The 18,958-nt window shown below is 55.8% G+C and carries 16 protein-coding genes; 13 read left to right on the top strand and 3 right to left on the bottom strand.

Features of this window, described 5'->3' with window-relative positions; translation table 11 throughout:
* Window positions 1-148 precede the first annotated feature (148 nt).
* The 7 genes from lepA (at window position 149) to acpS (ending at window position 6,651) form a co-directional block, all read left to right on the top strand.
* Window positions 149-1,948, top strand: coding sequence for a translation elongation factor 4 (gene lepA, locus ACN9MQ_RS16830; protein WP_014171216.1), 1,800 nt, complete (start codon window positions 149-151; stop codon window positions 1,946-1,948).
* A 15-nt stretch (window positions 1,949-1,963) separates the two neighbouring features.
* Window positions 1,964-2,938, top strand: coding sequence for a signal peptidase I (gene lepB, locus ACN9MQ_RS16825; RefSeq protein ID WP_014171215.1), 975 nt, complete (start codon window positions 1,964-1,966; stop codon window positions 2,936-2,938).
* Between the two features lie 222 nt (window positions 2,939-3,160).
* Entirely contained in the window at window positions 3,161-3,841 is a 681-nt protein-coding gene (gene rnc, locus ACN9MQ_RS16820) for a ribonuclease III (RefSeq protein WP_003860711.1), read from the top strand.
* Entirely contained in the window at window positions 3,838-4,743 is a 906-nt protein-coding gene (era, locus tag ACN9MQ_RS16815) for a GTPase Era (protein WP_014171212.1), read from the top strand. Before rnc ends, era begins: the two co-directional genes overlap by 4 nt.
* An 11-nt stretch (window positions 4,744-4,754) precedes the next feature.
* A complete protein-coding gene (recO, locus tag ACN9MQ_RS16810; RefSeq protein WP_014171211.1) occupies window positions 4,755-5,462 on the top strand; it encodes a DNA repair protein RecO in 708 nt (235 codons plus the stop codon).
* Between the two features lie 77 nt (window positions 5,463-5,539).
* A complete protein-coding gene (gene pdxJ, locus ACN9MQ_RS16805) occupies window positions 5,540-6,271 on the top strand; it encodes a pyridoxine 5'-phosphate synthase (RefSeq protein ID WP_014171210.1) in 732 nt (243 codons plus the stop codon).
* Window positions 6,271-6,651: a holo-ACP synthase gene (acpS, locus tag ACN9MQ_RS16800; RefSeq protein WP_014171209.1), complete on the top strand. Its 381-nt coding sequence runs from the start codon at window positions 6,271-6,273 to the stop codon at window positions 6,649-6,651. The genes pdxJ and acpS overlap by 1 nt, the downstream gene beginning before the upstream one ends.
* On the opposite strand, the gene ACN9MQ_RS16795 is transcribed toward acpS, so the two are convergent.
* Both ACN9MQ_RS16795 and ACN9MQ_RS16790 read right to left on the bottom strand, forming a co-directional pair.
* Window positions 6,648-6,908, bottom strand: a complete 261-nt coding sequence (locus ACN9MQ_RS16795; protein WP_020883006.1) for a YfhL family 4Fe-4S dicluster ferredoxin — start codon at window positions 6,906-6,908, stop codon at window positions 6,648-6,650. The two genes, acpS and ACN9MQ_RS16795, sit on opposite strands and share 4 nt — an antisense overlap.
* A 56-nt stretch (window positions 6,909-6,964) precedes the next feature.
* A complete protein-coding gene (locus ACN9MQ_RS16790) occupies window positions 6,965-7,813 on the bottom strand; it encodes a MurR/RpiR family transcriptional regulator (RefSeq protein ID WP_014171207.1) in 849 nt (282 codons plus the stop codon).
* Window positions 7,814-7,931: 118 nt separating this feature from the next.
* Between ACN9MQ_RS16790 and murQ the strand changes: the two genes are divergently transcribed.
* The 4 genes from murQ to tadA are packed head-to-tail and all read left to right on the top strand — an operon-like array spanning window position 7,932 to window position 11,401.
* A complete protein-coding gene (gene murQ, locus ACN9MQ_RS16785) occupies window positions 7,932-8,825 on the top strand; it encodes an N-acetylmuramic acid 6-phosphate etherase (protein ID WP_047356626.1) in 894 nt (297 codons plus the stop codon).
* A gap of 11 nt (window positions 8,826-8,836) precedes the next feature.
* The gene (locus tag ACN9MQ_RS16780) at window positions 8,837-10,198 is read left to right on the top strand and encodes a PTS transporter subunit EIIC (protein WP_014171204.1); all 1,362 of its coding nucleotides are present in this window, start codon (window positions 8,837-8,839) and stop codon (window positions 10,196-10,198) included.
* Window positions 10,199-10,201: 3 nt separating this feature from the next.
* Window positions 10,202-10,837 (top strand): phosphatidylglycerophosphatase C, encoded by a 636-nt coding sequence (gene yfhb, locus ACN9MQ_RS16775; protein WP_121339128.1) that lies wholly within the window; start codon window positions 10,202-10,204, stop codon window positions 10,835-10,837.
* 24 nt (window positions 10,838-10,861) lie between these two features.
* The gene (gene tadA, locus ACN9MQ_RS16770) at window positions 10,862-11,401 is read left to right on the top strand and encodes a tRNA adenosine(34) deaminase TadA (RefSeq protein WP_052445456.1); all 540 of its coding nucleotides are present in this window, start codon (window positions 10,862-10,864) and stop codon (window positions 11,399-11,401) included.
* Here tadA and mltF read toward each other — a convergent pair.
* Window positions 11,289-12,839, bottom strand: coding sequence for a membrane-bound lytic murein transglycosylase MltF (gene mltF / locus ACN9MQ_RS16765; protein WP_014171200.1), 1,551 nt, complete (start codon window positions 12,837-12,839; stop codon window positions 11,289-11,291). The genes tadA and mltF overlap by 113 nt on opposite strands.
* A 267-nt stretch (window positions 12,840-13,106) precedes the next feature.
* On the opposite strand from mltF, the gene purL reads away from it, so the two are divergent.
* Together purL and qseE are read left to right on the top strand one after the other, a co-directional pair.
* Complete coding sequence (gene purL, locus ACN9MQ_RS16760; RefSeq protein ID WP_426021517.1) at window positions 13,107-16,994, top strand: phosphoribosylformylglycinamidine synthase; 3,888 nt, start codon at window positions 13,107-13,109, stop codon at window positions 16,992-16,994.
* A gap of 535 nt (window positions 16,995-17,529) precedes the next feature.
* Complete coding sequence (gene qseE / locus ACN9MQ_RS16755) at window positions 17,530-18,957, top strand: two component system sensor histidine kinase QseE/GlrK (RefSeq protein WP_025203453.1); 1,428 nt, start codon at window positions 17,530-17,532, stop codon at window positions 18,955-18,957.
* The last annotated feature ends 1 nt before the right edge of the window (window position 18,958 follow it).

Raw genomic sequence — 18,958 nt, 5'->3', positions numbered from 1 at the left:
AAAACGTCATTTCTTCACGCTATACCTGGCGCTAAGTACATTTCCAGGTAACGGGGATGTAGTGTAGAATGCGGCGTTTTCGCACTGAAAAACGTCAGGCTAAGAACAGCGGCCTCCAGGAATTCGTAAGGCATAATTATTTAACTATATGAAGAACATACGTAACTTTTCGATCATTGCTCACATTGACCACGGTAAGTCGACGCTGTCTGACCGTATTATCCAGATTTGCGGTGGCCTGTCTGATCGTGAAATGGAAGCCCAGGTTCTGGACTCCATGGACCTGGAACGCGAACGCGGTATCACCATCAAAGCGCAGAGCGTTACGCTTGATTACAAAGCGGCTGATGGCGAAATCTATCAGCTGAACTTTATCGACACCCCAGGCCACGTTGACTTCTCCTATGAAGTTTCACGCTCGCTGGCGGCCTGTGAAGGCGCGCTGCTGGTTGTGGATGCCGGGCAGGGCGTTGAAGCCCAGACCCTGGCAAACTGCTACACCGCGATGGAAATGGATCTCGAGGTTGTTCCGGTTCTGAACAAAATTGACCTGCCAGCTGCCGATCCTGAGCGCGTAGCGGAAGAGATTGAAGATATTGTCGGCATCGACGCGACCGATGCGGTGCGCTGCTCCGCTAAAACGGGCGTGGGCGTGACCGACGTGCTGGAACGCCTGGTGCGTGATATCCCGGCACCAGAAGGTGACCCGGATGCCCCGCTGCAGGCGCTGATCATCGACTCCTGGTTTGATAACTACCTGGGCGTTGTCTCACTGGTGCGTATTAAAAACGGCACCATGCGTAAAGGCGACAAAATCAAGGTAATGAGTACTGGCCAGGTTTACAACGCTGACCGTCTGGGTATCTTCACGCCAAAACAGGTTGACCGTACCGAGCTGAAATGTGGCGAAGTAGGCTGGCTGGTCTGCGCCATTAAAGACATCCTCGGCGCGCCAGTGGGCGATACCCTGACCGGTGCACGTAACCCGGCAGACAAAGCGCTGCCAGGCTTTAAAAAGGTTAAACCGCAGGTTTACGCGGGTCTGTTCCCGGTCAGCTCTGACGACTATGAAAACTTCCGTGATGCGCTCGGCAAGCTGAGCCTCAACGATGCTTCCCTGTTCTATGAACCAGAAAGCTCTACGGCGCTGGGCTTCGGCTTCCGCTGCGGCTTCCTTGGTCTGCTGCACATGGAGATCATCCAGGAGCGTCTGGAGCGTGAATACGATCTGGATCTGATCACCACGGCACCGACCGTTGTGTACGAAGTGCAGACCACCAACAAAGAGATCGTCTACGTCGATAGCCCGTCCAAGCTGCCACCGCTGAACAATATCGAAGAACTGCGCGAGCCCATTGCAGAGTGTCATATGCTGCTGCCGCAGGAGTTCCTGGGTAACGTTATTACGCTGTGTATTGAGAAGCGTGGCGTACAGACCAACATGGTTTACCACGGTAATCAGGTTGCGCTGACGTACGAAATCCCTATGGCGGAAGTGGTCCTCGACTTCTTCGATCGTCTGAAGTCTACCTCTCGTGGCTATGCGTCACTGGATTACAACTTCAAACGCTTCCAGGCGTCTAACATGGTGCGTGTGGACGTGCTGATCAACGGCGAGCGTGTGGATGCGCTGGCACTGATCACTCACAACGACAATGCGCCATACCGTGGCCGTGAGCTGGTTGAGAAGATGAAAGAGCTGATCCCGCGTCAGCAGTTTGATATCGCGATTCAGGCCGCCATCGGTAACCACATTATTGCCCGTTCTACTGTGAAACAGCTGCGTAAAAACGTTCTGGCGAAATGCTACGGCGGTGACGTCAGCCGTAAGAAAAAGCTGCTGCAGAAACAGAAAGAAGGTAAGAAGCGTATGAAGCAGGTCGGTAACGTCGAACTGCCGCAGGAAGCATTCCTTGCCATCCTTCATGTTGGTAAAGACGGCAAATAACCCTAAGGAGTTGGCATGGCGAACATGTTTGCCCTGATTCTGGTCATTGCTACCCTGGTGACAGGTTTGTTGTGGTGTCTGGATAAGTTTATTTTCGCCCCAAAACGCCATGAACGTCAGGCTGCCGCACAGGCAGCCACTGGCGATGGGCTGGACGCGAAAACCCTGAAGAAAGTCGGTCCGAAACCGGGCTGGCTGGAAACCGGGGCATCAGTATTTCCGGTGCTGGCGATTGTGCTGGTTGTCCGCTCGTTTATTTACGAGCCATTCCAGATCCCGTCTGGTTCAATGATGCCAACGCTGCTGATTGGCGATTTTATTCTGGTTGAGAAGTTTGCCTACGGGATTAAAGATCCGATCTACCAGAAAACGCTGATCGAAACCGGTCATCCAAAACGTGGCGACATCGTGGTGTTTAAATACCCGGAAGATCCGCGTCTGGATTACATCAAGCGTGCAGTGGGTCTGCCGGGTGATAAAGTCACCTACGATCCGGTGGCGAAAGAAGTTACCGTTCAGCCTGGCTGCAGCTCCGGTACCGCGTGTGAAAACGCGCTGCCAATCACTTACTCAAACGTTGAGCCAAGTGATTTTGTGCAGACCTTTGCTCGCCGTAACGGCGGTGAAGCGACCAGCGGTTTCTTCCAGGTCCCCAAAGGCGAGACCAAAGAGGACGGTATTCGCCTGGTAGAACGTAAAGAGACGCTGGGTGATGTGACCCACCGTATCCTCACCGTGCCAATCGCGCAGGATCAAGTGGGGATGTACTACCGGCAGCCGGGCCAACAGCTGGCCAGCTGGATCGTACCACCGGGACACTACTTCATGATGGGTGATAACCGCGATAATTCCGCGGACAGCCGTTACTGGGGCTTTGTGCCGGAAGCGAATCTGGTAGGTAAAGCGACCGCTATCTGGATGAGTTTTGAGAAGCAGGAAGGCGAATGGCCGACCGGCGTTCGCCTGAATCGTATCGGCGGGATCCATTAATTCTCATTAAATGAACGCGTAGCCGCGTTAATTAGCGGCTACGTGAATTATTTCAGCGATAAATCTCTTTGGACTAACGACATCCCCTGTCGTTGTGTATAGAATATTCCCCCGAAGTTTAAGGTTGGCCCTGCAAGGGTGCCACGGCACACGAAACCGCGTTGGTCTTCTCAGGTCGGTTTCGTGTGCTGCATTTTTGACGCATTCATTTACTGGTATCGCATGAACCCCATCGTAATTAATCGGCTTCAACGGAAGCTGGGCTACACTTTTCATCATCAGGAGTTGTTGCAACAGGCATTAACCCACCGCAGTGCCAGCAGCAAGCATAATGAGCGCCTCGAGTTCCTGGGTGACTCTATTTTAAGTTTCGTGATCGCGAATGCGCTTTATCATCGTTTCCCACGTGTGGACGAAGGTGATATGAGCCGCATGCGCGCGACGCTGGTTCGGGGTAATACCCTGGCGGAAATCGCTCGTGAATTTGAACTGGGCGAATGTCTGCGACTTGGGCCGGGTGAACTGAAAAGCGGCGGCTTCCGTCGTGAATCTATTCTTGCCGACACGGTCGAAGCATTAATTGGTGGTGTGTTCCTGGACAGCGATATTCAGACCGTAGAAAAGCTGATCCTTAACTGGTATCAAACCCGTCTGGACGAAATCAGTCCGGGCGATAAACAAAAAGATCCGAAAACGCGTCTGCAGGAATATTTGCAGGGTCGCCACCTCCCGCTGCCATCCTATCTGGTGGTGCAGGTGCGGGGCGAAGCGCACGATCAGGAATTTACCATCCATTGCCAGGTCAGTGGCCTGAGTGAACCGGTGGTCGGCACAGGTTCTAGCCGTCGTAAGGCTGAACAGGCTGCCGCCGAACAGGCGTTAAAAATGCTGGAGCTGGAATGAGCGAAGAAAAAACGTATTGCGGGTTTATTGCCATCGTCGGACGTCCGAACGTTGGCAAATCTACCCTGTTGAATAATCTGCTTGGGCAGAAAATTTCCATTACTTCCCGTAAGGCGCAGACCACGCGTCACCGCATCGTCGGTATCCACACGGAAGGCGCCTATCAGGCGATCTACGTTGATACCCCGGGCCTGCACATGGAAGAGAAGCGCGCCATCAACCGCCTGATGAACAAGGCGGCGAGCAGCTCGATTGGCGACGTAGAGCTGGTGATTTTCGTGGTGGAAGGCACCCGCTGGACGCCTGACGACGAAATGGTGCTGAACAAACTGCGCGACGGTAAAACGCCGGTGATCCTTGCGGTCAACAAAGTGGACAACGTGCAGGAAAAAGCCGATCTGCTGCCGCACCTGCAGTGGCTGGGAAGCCAGATGAACTTCCTTGATATCGTCCCGCTGTCTGCCGAGACCGGTCTGAACGTCGATACCATCGCAGGCATCGTGCGCAAACATCTGCCGGAAGCGATTCATCACTTCCCGGAAGATTACATCACCGATCGTTCTCAGCGCTTTATGGCCTCTGAGATCATCCGTGAAAAACTGATGCGTTTCCTTGGCGCGGAACTGCCGTACTCCGTAACGGTTGAGATTGAACGTTTTCAGACCAACGAACGCGGCGGCTATGACATCAACGGCCTGATCCTCGTTGAGCGCGAAGGGCAGAAGAAGATGGTGATCGGCAACAAAGGTGCCAAGATCAAAACCATCGGCATTGAAGCGCGCAGAGACATGCAGGACATGTTTGAAGCCCCGGTTCACCTTGAACTGTGGGTGAAGGTGAAATCAGGCTGGGCCGATGATGAGCGTGCATTGCGCAGCCTCGGTTACGGCGACGACGTCTAAGACTGAACATCGTGGATGGATGGCAGCGTGCCTTTGTCCTCCATAGCCGTCCGTGGAGCGAGACCAGCCTTATGCTGGACGTTTTCACGGAAGAGTCGGGCCGTGTGCGCCTTGTTGCTAAAGGCGCACGTTCCAAACGCTCCGGCCTGAAGGGCGCCTTACAGCCTTTCACTCCGCTGCTGGTACGCTTCGGCGGGCGTGGGGAAGTCAAAACCCTGCGCAGTGCCGAAGCCGTCTCTCTGGCGCTCCCCCTTTCTGGTATCACGCTGTACAGCGGTCTCTATGTCAACGAACTCATCTCACGTGTTCTGGAGCATGAGACTCGCTTCTCTGAACTTTTCTTTGATTACCTGCACTGTATCCAGGCGCTGGCCGGCGCTACCGGTACGCCCGAACCTGCCCTGCGTCGTTTTGAACTGGCGCTGCTTGGACACCTGGGCTATGGGGTCGATTTTTTGCATTGTGCAGGGAGCGGAGACGAGGTAGAGGATGCGATGACCTATCGCTACCGTGAAGAAAAAGGCTTTATCGCCAGCGTCGTGATAGATAACAGCACCTTTACCGGGCGACAGCTTAGAGCGCTGTATGCGCGCGAGTTTCCCGATCAGGATACCCTTCGCGCAGCAAAACGCTTTACCCGGATTGCGCTCAAGCCGTATCTTGGCGGCAAGCCCTTAAAGAGCCGCGAATTGTTCAGGCAGTTTATGCCGAAACGTTAACGTATCAGACCCTCGCTCCAGCCCTCTCACTGAGGGAGAGGGAGGCAGGGACACGAACTAAAATACCGAGGATTGTCATGGCTGAATTACTGTTAGGCGTCAACATTGATCACATCGCCACGCTGCGTAATGCACGCGGCACGGCTTATCCCGATCCGGTTCAGGCGGCGTTCATCGCTGAGCAGGCTGGCGCCGATGGCATTACCGTTCACCTGCGTGAAGACCGCCGTCATATTACCGACCGCGATGTGCGCATTCTGCGTCAGACGCTGGACACCCGCATGAACCTGGAGATGGCGGTCACGGAAGAGATGCTGACGATTGCCTGCGAGACGAAGCCGCATTTCTGCTGCCTGGTACCGGAAAAACGTCAGGAAGTGACCACCGAAGGGGGCCTGGACGTGGCGGGTCAACGCGACAAAATGCGTGATGCCTGCAAGCGTCTGGCTGAGGCGGGTATCCTGGTCTCTCTGTTCATCGACGCCGATGTAGCACAGATCAAAGCGGCTGCCGAAGTGGGCGCGCCCTATATTGAAATTCATACCGGCTGTTACGCTGATGCGAAAGATGAAACTACGCAGGCCAAAGAGCTGGAGCGTATCGCCAATGCGGCCACCTATGCCGCGAGCCTGGGTCTGAAAGTTAACGCCGGGCATGGCCTGACCTACCATAACGTCAAGGCCATTGCAGCCCTGCCGGAAATGCATGAGCTGAATATCGGCCACGCTATTATTGGCCGTGCGGTAATGAGTGGCCTGAAAGAGGCGGTCTCAGAAATGAAACGCCTGATGCTGGAAGCGCGTCAGTAATGGCTATTCTGGGCTTAGGCACCGATATCGTTGAAATAGCCCGCATTGAAGCGGTGATCGCCCGTAGCGGCGATCGCCTGGCACGACGCGTGCTGAGCGATAACGAATGGGCCATCTGGGAGACGCATCAGCAGCCGGTACGTTTTCTGGCCAAGCGCTTTGCCGTCAAAGAGGCGGCAGCCAAAGCCTTCGGCACCGGTATTCGTAACGGTCTGGCGTTTAATCAGTTTGAAGTGTTTAACGATGAGCTGGGTAAACCGCGCCTGCGTTTATGGGGTGAGGCGCAAACGCTGGCAGAGAAACTCGGCGTAAATCACATGCATGTCACGCTCGCCGATGAACGACACTACGCCTGCGCGACGGTGATTATCGAAAGTTAAAGTTTGTCCGCGTGATGCAGCAGGACAAACTTATCCCAAAGCTGCTCTTCGCTCTCGACGTGTGCCGGATCCTTCAGGATGGTATTGGGGATTGGGCACACTTTCTGACAGGTCGGCGTTTCGTAGTGGCCGATGCATTCAGTGCAGCGGTCGCTGTTAATCTCATAAATGCTCTCGCCCATCGAAATCGCCTGGTTCGGGCATTCCGGTTCGCACATATCGCAATTGATGCATTTTTTGGTGATTAACAGCGCCATCAGGAAATTCTCAGAAACAACACAAACAGGGCGGGCATTATACGCTCATTACCTGTTCAAACCAGTTTTTTTACCAGCTCTTCACTGTGCCGGATACGCTCTGGCGCGTGCTCCAGATCCTGTTGCACCAGGGCCATAAACAGCAGGTCGGTCAACATCATCTGCGCACTTGTCGAGGAGATCGCCGCGCTGCGCGTGGCCTGCTCTTCCGCGATAGTATATAAACAGCGCGTAGCCCGCTGCTGCAGCGCGTTGGGAGTAAACCCGGTGATGGCCAGAATCTTACCGCCTACGCGTAAGGCTTCATCGGTAGCCATATTGATCTCGCGGCGTTCGCCGGAATAGGAGATCGCCAGCAGCAGATCGTTAGCATCCATCGCCTGCACGGTCGCCAGCAGGGCGTGCATATCCTGCTCGACAATGGCGTTGTAACCTATTTTTGTCAGCTTCCAGCCAAAGTTACGTGCCACCAGTCCGGACGCGCCTATCCCGGTCAAAATAATACGTCGCGCTGCACGCAGCATCGCCACGCTTTCCAGTAATTTTTCTTCGGTATTCACATCAAGGGTGGCATGCATGGCCGCGACATTCTCTTTGATGAGCTTCTCTCCCACCAGACGCATCGGGTCATCGCCACGAATCTGATTATGTACCGGCATCGACTGCGGATTGGGGTTACTCACCAGGGCTTCGCTAATCGCCAGCTTGAGAGCCGGGAAGCCTTTAAAGCCAATCTTCTGGGCAAATTTTACCACGCTCGACTGACTCACTCCGGCCTCGCTCGCCAGCTGCTGCGAGCTGAGATGGCGGGCATGGTCGGGCTGAGAGAGCAGAAAATCCGCCAGTTTTTTGTCGCTTTGAGCAAAGCCTGCATACCGCTGGCGAATGCGAATTAAACAGTTCATAGGTTCTCCTGGCGAAATTGTGATTGTCTGCGCAAATACGAATTTTGCTCGCCTGAATGAATTTTATATTCCATTATAGTGAGATTATTATGAATTAAAAATTCTTGAGGTACAAAAGATGAATCTTGGCTCACTTGTTTCTGAAACGCGTAACCCACAAACCATGGATCTGGATGCGCTCAGCACCCTGGAGCTGGTTAACCGTTTTAATCAACAGGATACGCTGGTCGCGCAGGCAGTGAAAGAGACATTACCCGAGGTGGCGAAAGCTGTCGATGCGGCGGCGGAAGCACTGAAGGCCGGTGGTCGCATTATCTACATGGGCGCCGGAACCAGCGGGCGTCTTGGTGTGCTGGATGCCTCTGAATGCCCGCCAACGTTTGGTGTGCCGCACGGTCTGGTGGTCGGGTTGATTGCTGGCGGCCCTGGCGCGCTGCTGAAAGCCGTGGAAGGAGCGGAAGACAACAAACAGCTCGGCGAGGATGACCTGAAGGGGATAAATCTGACCGCTCAGGATCTGGTTGTTGGGCTGGCGGCTTCCGGGCGTACACCGTACGTTATCGGCGGTCTGGAGTATGCCAACAAGACGGGCTGCACCACGGTGGCGATTTCCTGTAATCCTGGCTCGCCGATTGCGCAGGTCGCTGCTATCGCTATCTCTCCGGTTGTCGGCCCGGAAGCGTTAACCGGCTCTACGCGCCTGAAATCCGGCACCGCGCAAAAGCTGGTGCTCAACATGATCTCCACTGGCGCGATGGTGAAGTTTGGCAAGGTTTATCAGAACCTGATGGTGGATATGCAAGCGACCAACGTCAAGCTGGTGGACAGAGCCTGCCGTATGGTTATGGAGGCGACGGGAGCAAGCCGCGAAGAGGCGGAAGCGGTACTGAAACAAACCGATCACGATGTTAAACCGGCCATTCTGATGATCCTGAGCGGACTGGACGCTGCGGCCGCCAGAGCAAGGCTCAATGCCCATAACGGGTTCTTACGGGCGGCATTAGAAAACTAACAGAGGCGTGTATGGACAAAACAGCAGCGCTCGCCAGCGATATCCTGCAGGGGATCGGTGGGGAAAAAAATATTCAGCGTCTGGAAAACTGCATGACGCGCGTGCGCGTCGAGGTGCATAACGACGAGCAGCTTGATGTGCCGCGTCTGAAGCAGCTTTCCGGCGTGAGTGGTTACGTTAAACAGGGGCAACAGCACCAGCTGATTGTCGGGCCGGGAAAGGCGGCGCAGGTTGTGGATGCCATGCGTGCGCTGATGGTCGGCGGCGAGAGCGTGGCGATCGATGACGTCGAACGTACGAAGGCGCAGGCAAAGGCCCGATACAAAGCCCCCATGAGCGATGCGCTGCGACAACTGGCCAACGTCTTTATTCCGCTGATCCCGGCGTTTATTGCCTCTGGCTTAATCACCGGGATCATCAATATTCTTAAGCGTCCGGATATCGTAGGGGACTTCGCGACCCAGTATCCTAATTTATTAGGCATTCTCGGTATTTTCGGCAGCGCCGTGTTTGCCATCATGAACATTCTGGTGGGGGTCAACACCGCGAAGGTCTTTGGCGGCTCGCTGGCCATGGGCGGGGTGATGGCAGGTATTCTGTCCAGCCCACAACTGGCCCAGATAACCCTGTTTGGTGAGGCGCTCCAGCCTGGCCGCGGCGGGGTGATTGCCGTGCTGCTGGTGGTCATCCTGATGTGCTGGATCGAGAAGAAACTGCGCACCCTCCTGCCTGGATCAATTGAGCTGATCCTCAATCCACTGTTAACGACATTGATCACCGGCAGCGTGGCTATTGTGGCGTTGCAACCGCTGGGGGGCTGGATCTCTGAGGCCATCGCCCATGGCGCATCGCTGGCTATCGATCGCGGCGGTCTGTTAGTGGGTGCCGTGCTGTCAGGCACCTTCTTGCCGCTGGTACTGACCGGTCTGCATCAGGGGCTGGTGCCGATCCACGTCGAGCTGGTGCAGGCGCACGGTTACAACGCGCTGCTGCCCATCCTGTCGATGGCTGGCGTGGGGCAGGTCGGGGCGGCGATTGCCGTACTGATGAAAACCCGCAACGCGCGGCTGAAAAAAGTGATCAAAGGTGCGTTGCCGGTCGGATTACTCGGAATTGGCGAGCCGCTGATTTTCGGCGTCACGCTGCCGCTGGGGAAACCGTTCCTCGGTGCTTGCCTGGGAGGGGCGGTAGGCGGAGCGCTGATCAGCTACTGGAAAGTGGCAACGGTGATCACCTTCGGGATCTCCGGGCTGCCGCTGGCGCTCACCATCGTGACCGGAAAAGTTATGCTCTATCTGTTAGGCTATCTGGTAGCGGTGATCGCCGGGTTCCTGTTTACCTGGCTGTTAGGATTCAACGATCCAGAGGAGTAAGGTTTGGCAAATCACGAGCGTCGCGTTGTTTTTTTCGACCTGGACGGTACGCTGCATCAGCAGGATATGTTTGGTACGTTTATGCGCTACCTGCTGCGGCGTCAGCCTTTGAATGCGCTGCTCGTATTACCTCTCTTACCCGTAATTGGCATTGCGCTGCTGCTAAAAGGTCGGGCAGCGCGCTGGCCAATGAGCCTGTTGCTCTGGGGCTGTACCTTTGGACGCAGCGAAGCGCAGCTTAAACAGCTTCAGCAGGACTTTGTGCACTGGTTTCGCGGGCATGTGACCGCGTTTCCGGTTGTTCAGGCAAGGCTCACCAGCTATCTCGACGCGAACGATGCCGACATCTGGTTGATTACCGGATCCCCGCAAGCGCTGGTGGAACAGGTCTATTATGATACCCCGTGGCTGCCGCGGGTGAATCTTATCGCCACGCAAATTACCCGCGGGTACGGTGGATGGGTACTGACCATGCGCTGCCTGGGACATGAAAAGGTGGTGCAACTGGAGAAGCGAATCGGTACGCCACTGCGTCTTTACAGCGGCTACAGCGACAGCAAGCAGGACAACCCACTGCTCTATTTTTGCCAGCATCGCTGGCGCGTCACGCCCGCAGGCGAACTTCAGCAACTCGAATAGTCTTATCTATAGCGGGTGTGTATAATGCCGCCCGCTTTTAGACTGGAGTATCAACCGTTGTGCAACCCTGAATGCGATCATGAATACTGGATGCGCCATGCGCTTACGCTTGCCCAGCGCGCCTGGGACGAGGGGGAAGTGCCCGTGGGTGCCGTGCTTGTCCACAATAACCAGGTGATAGGGGAAGGGTGGAACCGCCCGATTGGCCGTCACGATCCGACTGCGCACGCTGAAATCATGGCCCTTCGTCAGGGCGGAATGGTGCTGCAAAACTATCGTCTGCTTGATACCACGCTGTATGTCACGCTTGAGCCGTGCGTTATGTGTTCCGGCGCGATGGTGCATAGCCGTATCGGCACGCTGGTCTTTGGCGCGCGGGATGAAAAAACCGGAGCGGCCGGTTCGCTGATGGACGTACTGGGACACCCGGGGATGAACCACCAGGTGCAGACTATCGGTGGGGTACTTGCACCAGAGTGTGCGGGGCTATTAAGTGATTTCTTTCGAATGCGCCGTCAGCAGAAAAAGCAACAAAAGGCAGAATTGAAGTTGTCGGGCGAGTAAGTTCGTCCGGTGCCACCACCGGATAACTTTGAGCCAGCTGGTTTGCCTCTGCCGCCTCTTTTTCCTTCTCCAGCAGATAACCCACCAGGCTAATCTGATATTTACGGATATTTTCCACGTAGGCGTAGGCTTCATGCCCGCGGGCGTAACCGTAGGTCAGCTTGTTGTACCACGGCTTCTGGCTCAGCAGCGGCAGGCGCTGTTTTACGTCTGACCAGCTGTCCGGGTTACCTTTCGTTTTCGCCGTCAGCGCGCGCGCGTCAAGCATGTGCGCGTAACCCATGTTGTAGGCTGCCAGCGCAAACCAGATCCGTTCCTCTTCAGGCACCGTCTCCGGCACTTTGCCCATCATATCCTGCAGATACCGTGCGCCGCCGCTGATGCTCTGTTCTGCATCGGTACGGTCAGTCAGCCCAAGGCTCTGAGCGGTATTTTTAGTGAGCATCATTAAGCCGCGAACGCCAGTGGGCGAGGTGGCCTGAGTATCCCAGTGGGATTCCTGATAAGAGATCGCTGCCAGTAATCGCCAGTCGATCTCCTGGGCATACTTCTCAAATAACGGCTGCAGGTCTGGCAGCACACTATCGACTGCGCGCAAGAAGCTTCGGGTGTCGACGTAATCAAAATCGTCACCGTGGCCGAGGTATTTCTCTTCCAGACGCGCCAGCGTACCGTCTTCATTGATGGTGTTGAAGAAATCGAGCATCGCCGCAGAGAGGGTCTGATCGTCATCAAGCTGGCTAAACCAGGTCACCGGCTGTTCGTCTGTCACGTCCAGCGCCACCGCGATTTCGGGGTGCACGCGCTGGAAAAGGCTGATCGCGACCGAATCAGCGATGGTGTAGGGCAGTTTTTTATCTTTTACCTGGTCCAGCAGCTCAGTCGTACCGAGCTTAGGATCAACCGTCCAGCTCAGGTCCGGGAATTTCTTCTCCTTGAGCTCACGCAGATCGTCAATCACGACGTGACCCGGGGCGATGGTCAACTGTTGTGCATTAATCGCCGCCAGCGTTCGCGGGCGCAGGCTCCCGACCCGGTAGACCAGCTGTTGCGAAACGGAGTAGTAGGTTGGGCCTGGCTGATAGTTCTTGCTGCGCTCGCTGTTGTACACCAGCCCGGCCGCAAGGATATCGGCATCGTTGTTATCCAGGTCATCAAACAGCTGGCTGATATTCTGACGGACGGTAATTTTGAGCTTCACGCCAAGATAGTCGGCAAACTGCTGCGCCAGTTCATAATCCAGGCCAATCGTTTTGCCGTTAATGTCGCTGTAAATCAGCGGCGAGTTGAGGGTACTGACGCGCAATTCCCCCCGCTCCTGTATGGCGGCGATACGGTTTTCGGCTTTACCGAACCAGGGGATGGAAGGCCAGAGGGCCACTGCCAGCAGCAACGTTACAATGCCGATGAGCAGATAATTAATCTTTAATTTTTTCAATTAGTTAATTCTCTGCGACGCCGGGTGCCTCAGTATGCTGTAGCCATGTTAAGAATAAGGTTTGCCATTGAATGAGCGGCATTTTGCGTAAAGTTACGCCACTTGGCAACAAATTAGAGAGAGAGGTCACATCTATTGTTAAACGTAAACGTTGATTTTATTTCGACGCAAACGGTTTCGTCGACGCTCAGGATTCTCTATAATGACGCCCGTTTTCCCCCCTTGCGCACACTGTAAGCGCCCCGGCGCTTCGAAGACGAGAGACTTATGATGGAAATTCTGCGTGGTTCGCCTGCACTGTCTGCCTTCCGTATCAATAAACTGCTGGCACGTTTTCAGGCAGCCGACCTTCCGGTAAGCAATATTTACGCTGAGTATGTCCATTTTGCTGACCTGAATGCACCCCTGAATGCAGAGGAGCGAGTACAGCTGGAACGCCTGCTCAAATATGGTCCAAGCCTGAGCAGCCATACGCCAACCGGCAAACTGATCCTTGCGACGCCTCGTCCAGGCACCATCTCCCCCTGGTCTTCCAAAGCCACCGACATCGCCCACAACTGTGGTCTGAACCAGATTAACCGTCTGGAGCGCGGCGTGGCGTACTACGTTGAAGCCTCTACCCTGACCGATGCGCAGTGGCAAACCGTTGCCGCTGAGCTGCACGACCGCATGATGGAGAGTGTCTTTGCCTCTCTGGACGATGCGCAGAAACTCTTCTCCCACCATCAGCCTGCGCCGGTACAGAGCGTCGATTTGCTAGGGCAGGGCCGTCAGGCGCTGATTGACGCCAACCTGCGTCTCGGTCTGGCACTGGCAGAAGACGAAATTGACTACCTGCAGGATGCGTTTGTTAAGCTGAACCGCAACCCGAACGACATCGAACTTTACATGTTCGCTCAGGCAAACTCTGAGCACTGCCGTCACAAGATTTTCAACGCCGACTGGATTATCGACGGTGAAGAGCAGCCGAAGTCGCTGTTCAAAATGATCAAAAACACCATGGAAAAAACGCCTGACCACGTGCTGTCTGCCTACAAAGACAACGCCGCGGTGATGGAAGGTTCTGACGTGGGCCGCTTCTTCGCCGATCGCGAAGCAGGGCGCTATGATTTCCATCAGGAGCCGGCGCATATCCTGATGAAAGTCGAAACGCATAACCACCCGACGGCGATCTCGCCGTGGCCGGGTGCGGCGACCGGGTCTGGCGGGGAAATCCGCGACGAAGGCGCAACCGGACGGGGTGCTAAACCAAAAGCCGGTCTGGTCGGTTTCTCCGTCTCCAACCTGCGCATCCCGGGCTTTGAACAGCCGTGGGAAGAAGATTTCGGCAAGCCGGAACGTATTGTGACCGCGCTGGATATCATGACCGAAGGCCCACTGGGCGGGGCGGCGTTCAACAATGAATTTGGACGTCCTGCGCTAAACGGTTACTTCCGTACCTACGAAGAGAAAGTGGAGAGCCACAACGGCGAAGAGCTGCGCGGCTATCACAAACCGATCATGCTGGCTGGCGGGATCGGTAACATTCGCGCCGATCACGTGCAAAAAGGCGAGATCGTAGTCGGTGCGAAGCTGATCGTTCTGGGTGGCCCGGCAATGAACATCGGCCTGGGCGGCGGGGCTGCCTCCTCTATGACCTCCGGTCAGTCTGATGCAGATCTCGATTTTGCATCCGTACAGCGTGATAACCCGGAGATGGAACGCCGTTGCCAGGAGGTCATTGACCGCTGCTGGCAGTTGGGTGATGCCAACCCCATCCTCTTTATTCACGACGTAGGCGCGGGCGGTCTGTCCAACGCCATGCCGGAGCTGGTCAGTGACGGTGGTCGTGGCGGTCGTTTCAACCTGCGCGACATCCTGAGTGATGAGCCAGGCATGAGCCCGCTGGAAATCTGGTGTAACGAATCCCAGGAACGTTATGTTCTGGCCGTCGCTGCCGATCAGTTGCCGCTGTTTGACGAGCTGTGCCGCCGCGAGCGTGCCCCGTATGCCGTCATCGGTGAAGCGACCGAAGCGCTGCACCTGTCCCTGAGCGACACCCATTTCGACAACCAGCCGATCGATCTGCCGCTGGACGTGCTGCTCGGCAAAACGCCGAAGATGACCCGCGACGTTGAGACCCGTAAAGCGGCTGGCAAAGCGCTGGATCGTCAGGGCATTACCGTGGCTGACGCGGTCAATCGTGTTCTGCACCTGCCGGCCGTGGCGGAGAAAACCTTCCTGGTCACCATCGGCGACCGTACCGTGACCGGTATGGTGTCGCGCGATCAGATGGTTGGCCCGTGGCAGATCCCGGTGGCTAACTGTGCCGTCACCACCGCGAGTCTCGACAGCTACTACGGTGAAGCGATGGCGCTGGGCGAACGTACCCCGGTTGCTCTGCTGGACTTCGCCGCGTCTGCTCGCCTGGCCGTTGGTGAAGCGCTGACTAACATTGCCGCAACGCAGATTGGTGACATTAAACGTATCAAACTTTCCGCGAACTGGATGGCCGCAGCGGGCCACCCGGGCGAAGATGCGGGCCTGTATGAAGCCGTGAAGGCGGTGGGTGAAGAGCTCTGCCCGGCACTTGGCCTGACCATTCCGGTGGGTAAAGACTCCATGTCGATGAAGACCCGCTGGCAGGAGGGTAACGAGCAGCGCGAGATGACCTCTCCGCTGTCGCTGATCATCTCCGCGTTTGCCCGCGTAGAAGACGTGCGCCATACCGTGACGCCACAGCTGGTGACTGAAGATAACGCCCTGCTGCTGATTGACCTGGGTAAAGGCCATAACGCACTAGGAGCGACCGCGCTGGCGCAGGTTTATCGTCAGCTGGGTGATAAGCCGGCAGATGTGCGTGATGTGGCGCAGTTAAAAGGTTTCTACGACGCCATCCAGGCCCTGGTGGCACAGCGTAAACTGCTGGCCTACCACGACCGTTCCGACGGCGGCCTGCTGGTTACTCTGGCTGAGATGGCCTTCACCGGCCACTGCGGTGTCGAAGCGAACATCGCGACGCTGGGCGAGGATCGTCTGGCGGCGCTGTTTAACGAAGAACTGGGCGCGGTGATTCAGGTGCGTGCCGCAGATCGTGACGTGGTTGAAAGCGTACTGGCTCAGCACGGCCTGGCAGATTGCGTGCATTATCTGGGTAAAGCCGTGCAGGGCGACCGCTTTGTCATTGAAGCGGGTGGCCACGCGGTGTTCAGCGAGAGCCGTTCTACCCTGCGTATGTGGTGGGCTGAAACCACCTGGCAGATGCAGCGCCTGCGTGACAACCCGGAGTGTGCCGATCAGGAACACAACGCGAAGGCTAACGACAACGATCCTGGCCTGAACGTGAAGCTCTCCTTCGACATCAACGAAGATATCGCCGCGCCGTACATTGCGACCGGCGCGCGTCCGAAAGTGGCCGTACTGCGTGAGCAGGGCGTCAACTCCCACGTTGAGATGGCTGCTGCCTTCTACCGTGCGGGCTTTGATGCCATCGACGTTCACATGAGCGACCTGCTGGCCGGGCGTACCGGTCTGGAAGATTTCCAGGCGCTGGTGGCCTGCGGTGGTTTCTCTTACGGCGATGTGCTGGGGGCAGGTGAGGGTTGGGCGAAGTCCATCCTCTTCAACAGCCGTGTCCGCGACGAGTTTGAAACCTTCTTCCACCGTCCGCAAACGCTGGCGCTGGGCGTATGTAATGGTTGCCAGATGATGTCCAACCTGCGCGAGCTGATCCCCGGTAGCGAAGCCTGGCCGCGCTTTGTGCGTAACCAGTCTGACCGCTTTGAAGCGCGTTTCAGCCTCGTGGAAGTGACCCAAAGCCCGTCTCTGCTGCTGCAGGGCATGGTAGGGTCGCAGATGCCAATCGCCGTTTCCCATGGCGAAGGCCAGGTTGAAGTGCGCGATGCAGCTCATCTGGCTCAGCTTGAAAGCAAAGGTCTGGTGGCGCTGCGCTTTGTCGATAACTTCGGCAAGGTGACAGAATCCTACCCGGCTAACCCGAACGGTTCGGTGAACGGTATCACTGCGGTGACCAGCGAAAGCGGTCGTGCGACCATTATGATGCCGCACCCGGAACGAGTGTTCCGTACCGTGAGCAACTCCTGGCACCCGGAAAACTGGGGCGAGGACAGCCCGTGGATGCGTATCTTCCGAAATGCGCGTAAACAGCTAGGTTAAGCGTACCGCTACTCCCACAGCAGGCCCGGTGCGCGAAAACGCCACCGGGTTTTTTTGTGCCTGTCGCAAAACCGCGACAATCCGCTATTCGTGGTGTCTCCAAAAGGAGACATTTAACTCATTGAATTATATAGGGTGTGGTGGGTTGTCGTTAAGGTGTTGCTTTTTAGCGACACTTAGCCTGGAAATCATTCAGCGGGCAATTAACGGCATAATTGCATAAAATACATAAATATCAACAAGATAATTTATTGTTTTGCATTATGGCACGAGTGTTGCATAATATTAATCAGTGGCTCATTCACCTTCTTATGTCAGCCCCTTCGGGACGTGCTACATAAACTTCGAATGACGCACAAAAAGGTGCCTGCCGTCCAACTACTGATCATAGCGTTGCTTTATCAGGCCAGGGCGAAACGTCGAGTTAGGCACCGCCTCATTCCATGACAAAGCCGGGTTTTTACCCGGCTTTGTTGTATCTGAAGGGCAGACTCAGTTACGCTCTCCTCAAAACCCTGATAAAGAGAGTAATGCGTTGAAACGCTGGCCCGTTTTTCCTCGTTCCCTGCGACAGCTTGTCATGATGGCCTTTCTGCTAATCCTGCTGCCTTTGCTGATCCTGGCATGGCAGGCGTGGCAGAGTCTCAACGCGCTGAGTGCGCAGGCGGCACTGACTAACCGCACGACGCTGATCGACGCCCGACGCAGTGAAGCGATGACTAACGCCGCGCTGGAGATGGAACGCAGCTATCGCCAGTACTGCGTGCTCGACGATCCTACTCTGGAAAAGGTCTATCAGAATCAACGTAAACGCTACAGTGAAATGCTGGATGCCCATGCAGGGGTGCTGCCGGACGATAAGCTTTATCAGGCGTTACGTCAGGATTTGAACGATCTGGCGCAACTGCAGTGTAAGAACAGCGGCCCGGATGCCGCAGCGGCTGCCCGTCTGGAAGCCTTTGCGAATGCCAATACCGAGATGGTGCAGTCTACCCGCACGGTTATCTTCTCTCGCGGGCAACAGCTGCAGCAGGAGATTGCGGAACGTGGCCAGTTCTTTGGCTGGCAGGCGCTGGTGCTGTTCCTCGTCAGCCTCGGTCTGGTTCTGCTCTTTACCCGCATGATCATCGGCCCGGTGAAGGGTATCCAGCGCATGATTAACCGCCTGGGCGAGGGGAAGTCTCTCGGGGATACGGTCGCCTTTAAAGGCCCGCGCGAGTTGCGCTCTGTTGGCCAGCGCATTATCTGGCTTTCTGAACGTCTGGCATGGCTGGAATCCCAGCGCCATCAGTTCTTGCGCCATATTTCCCATGAGCTTAAAACGCCGCTTGCCAGCATGCGCGAAGGAACGGAACTGCTGGCGGATGAAGTGGCGGGGCCGCTTACGCCCGAACAGAAAGAGATTGTCGACATCCTGGATGCCAGCAGCCGCAATCTGCAAAAGCTGATTGAGCAATTGCTGGACTATAACCGCAAGCTGGCGGATGGCGCGGTGGTGCTGGAAAACGTCGATATTGCGCCGCTGGTGGATATGGTGATCTCCGCCCATAGCTTGCCAGCAAGAGCTAAAATGATGCATACCGGGGTGGAGCTCAGTGAGCCAACCTGCCTCGCGGAACCGATGCTGTTGATGAGCGTTCTGGATAATCTTTACTCCAATGCGGTGCACTATGGTACTGAATCCGGTAACATTTATATCCGAAGTTATACGAATGGTTCACGGGTGTTTATTGACGTCGCTAACACCGGCACTCCAATCCCTGATGACGAAAAAACCATGATCTTTGAACCCTTTTTCCAGGGAAGTCATCAGCGGAAAGGGGCGGTAAAAGGAAGTGGGCTGGGCCTGAGTATTGCCCGGGACTGCATACGACGCATGCAGGGTGAGCTGAAAATTGCCACGGACGAACGGTCAGATGTTTGCTTCCGTATTGAACTGCCCCTGAGCCGGAAAAATCAATGAA

This window comes from Enterobacter sp. R-25 (assembly GCF_049913205.1).
Taxonomy (GTDB): domain Bacteria; phylum Pseudomonadota; class Gammaproteobacteria; order Enterobacterales; family Enterobacteriaceae; genus Enterobacter; species Enterobacter ludwigii.
Note: the sequence above shows the minus strand (reverse complement) of the source record. Positions and strands in the feature narration are given on the sequence as shown.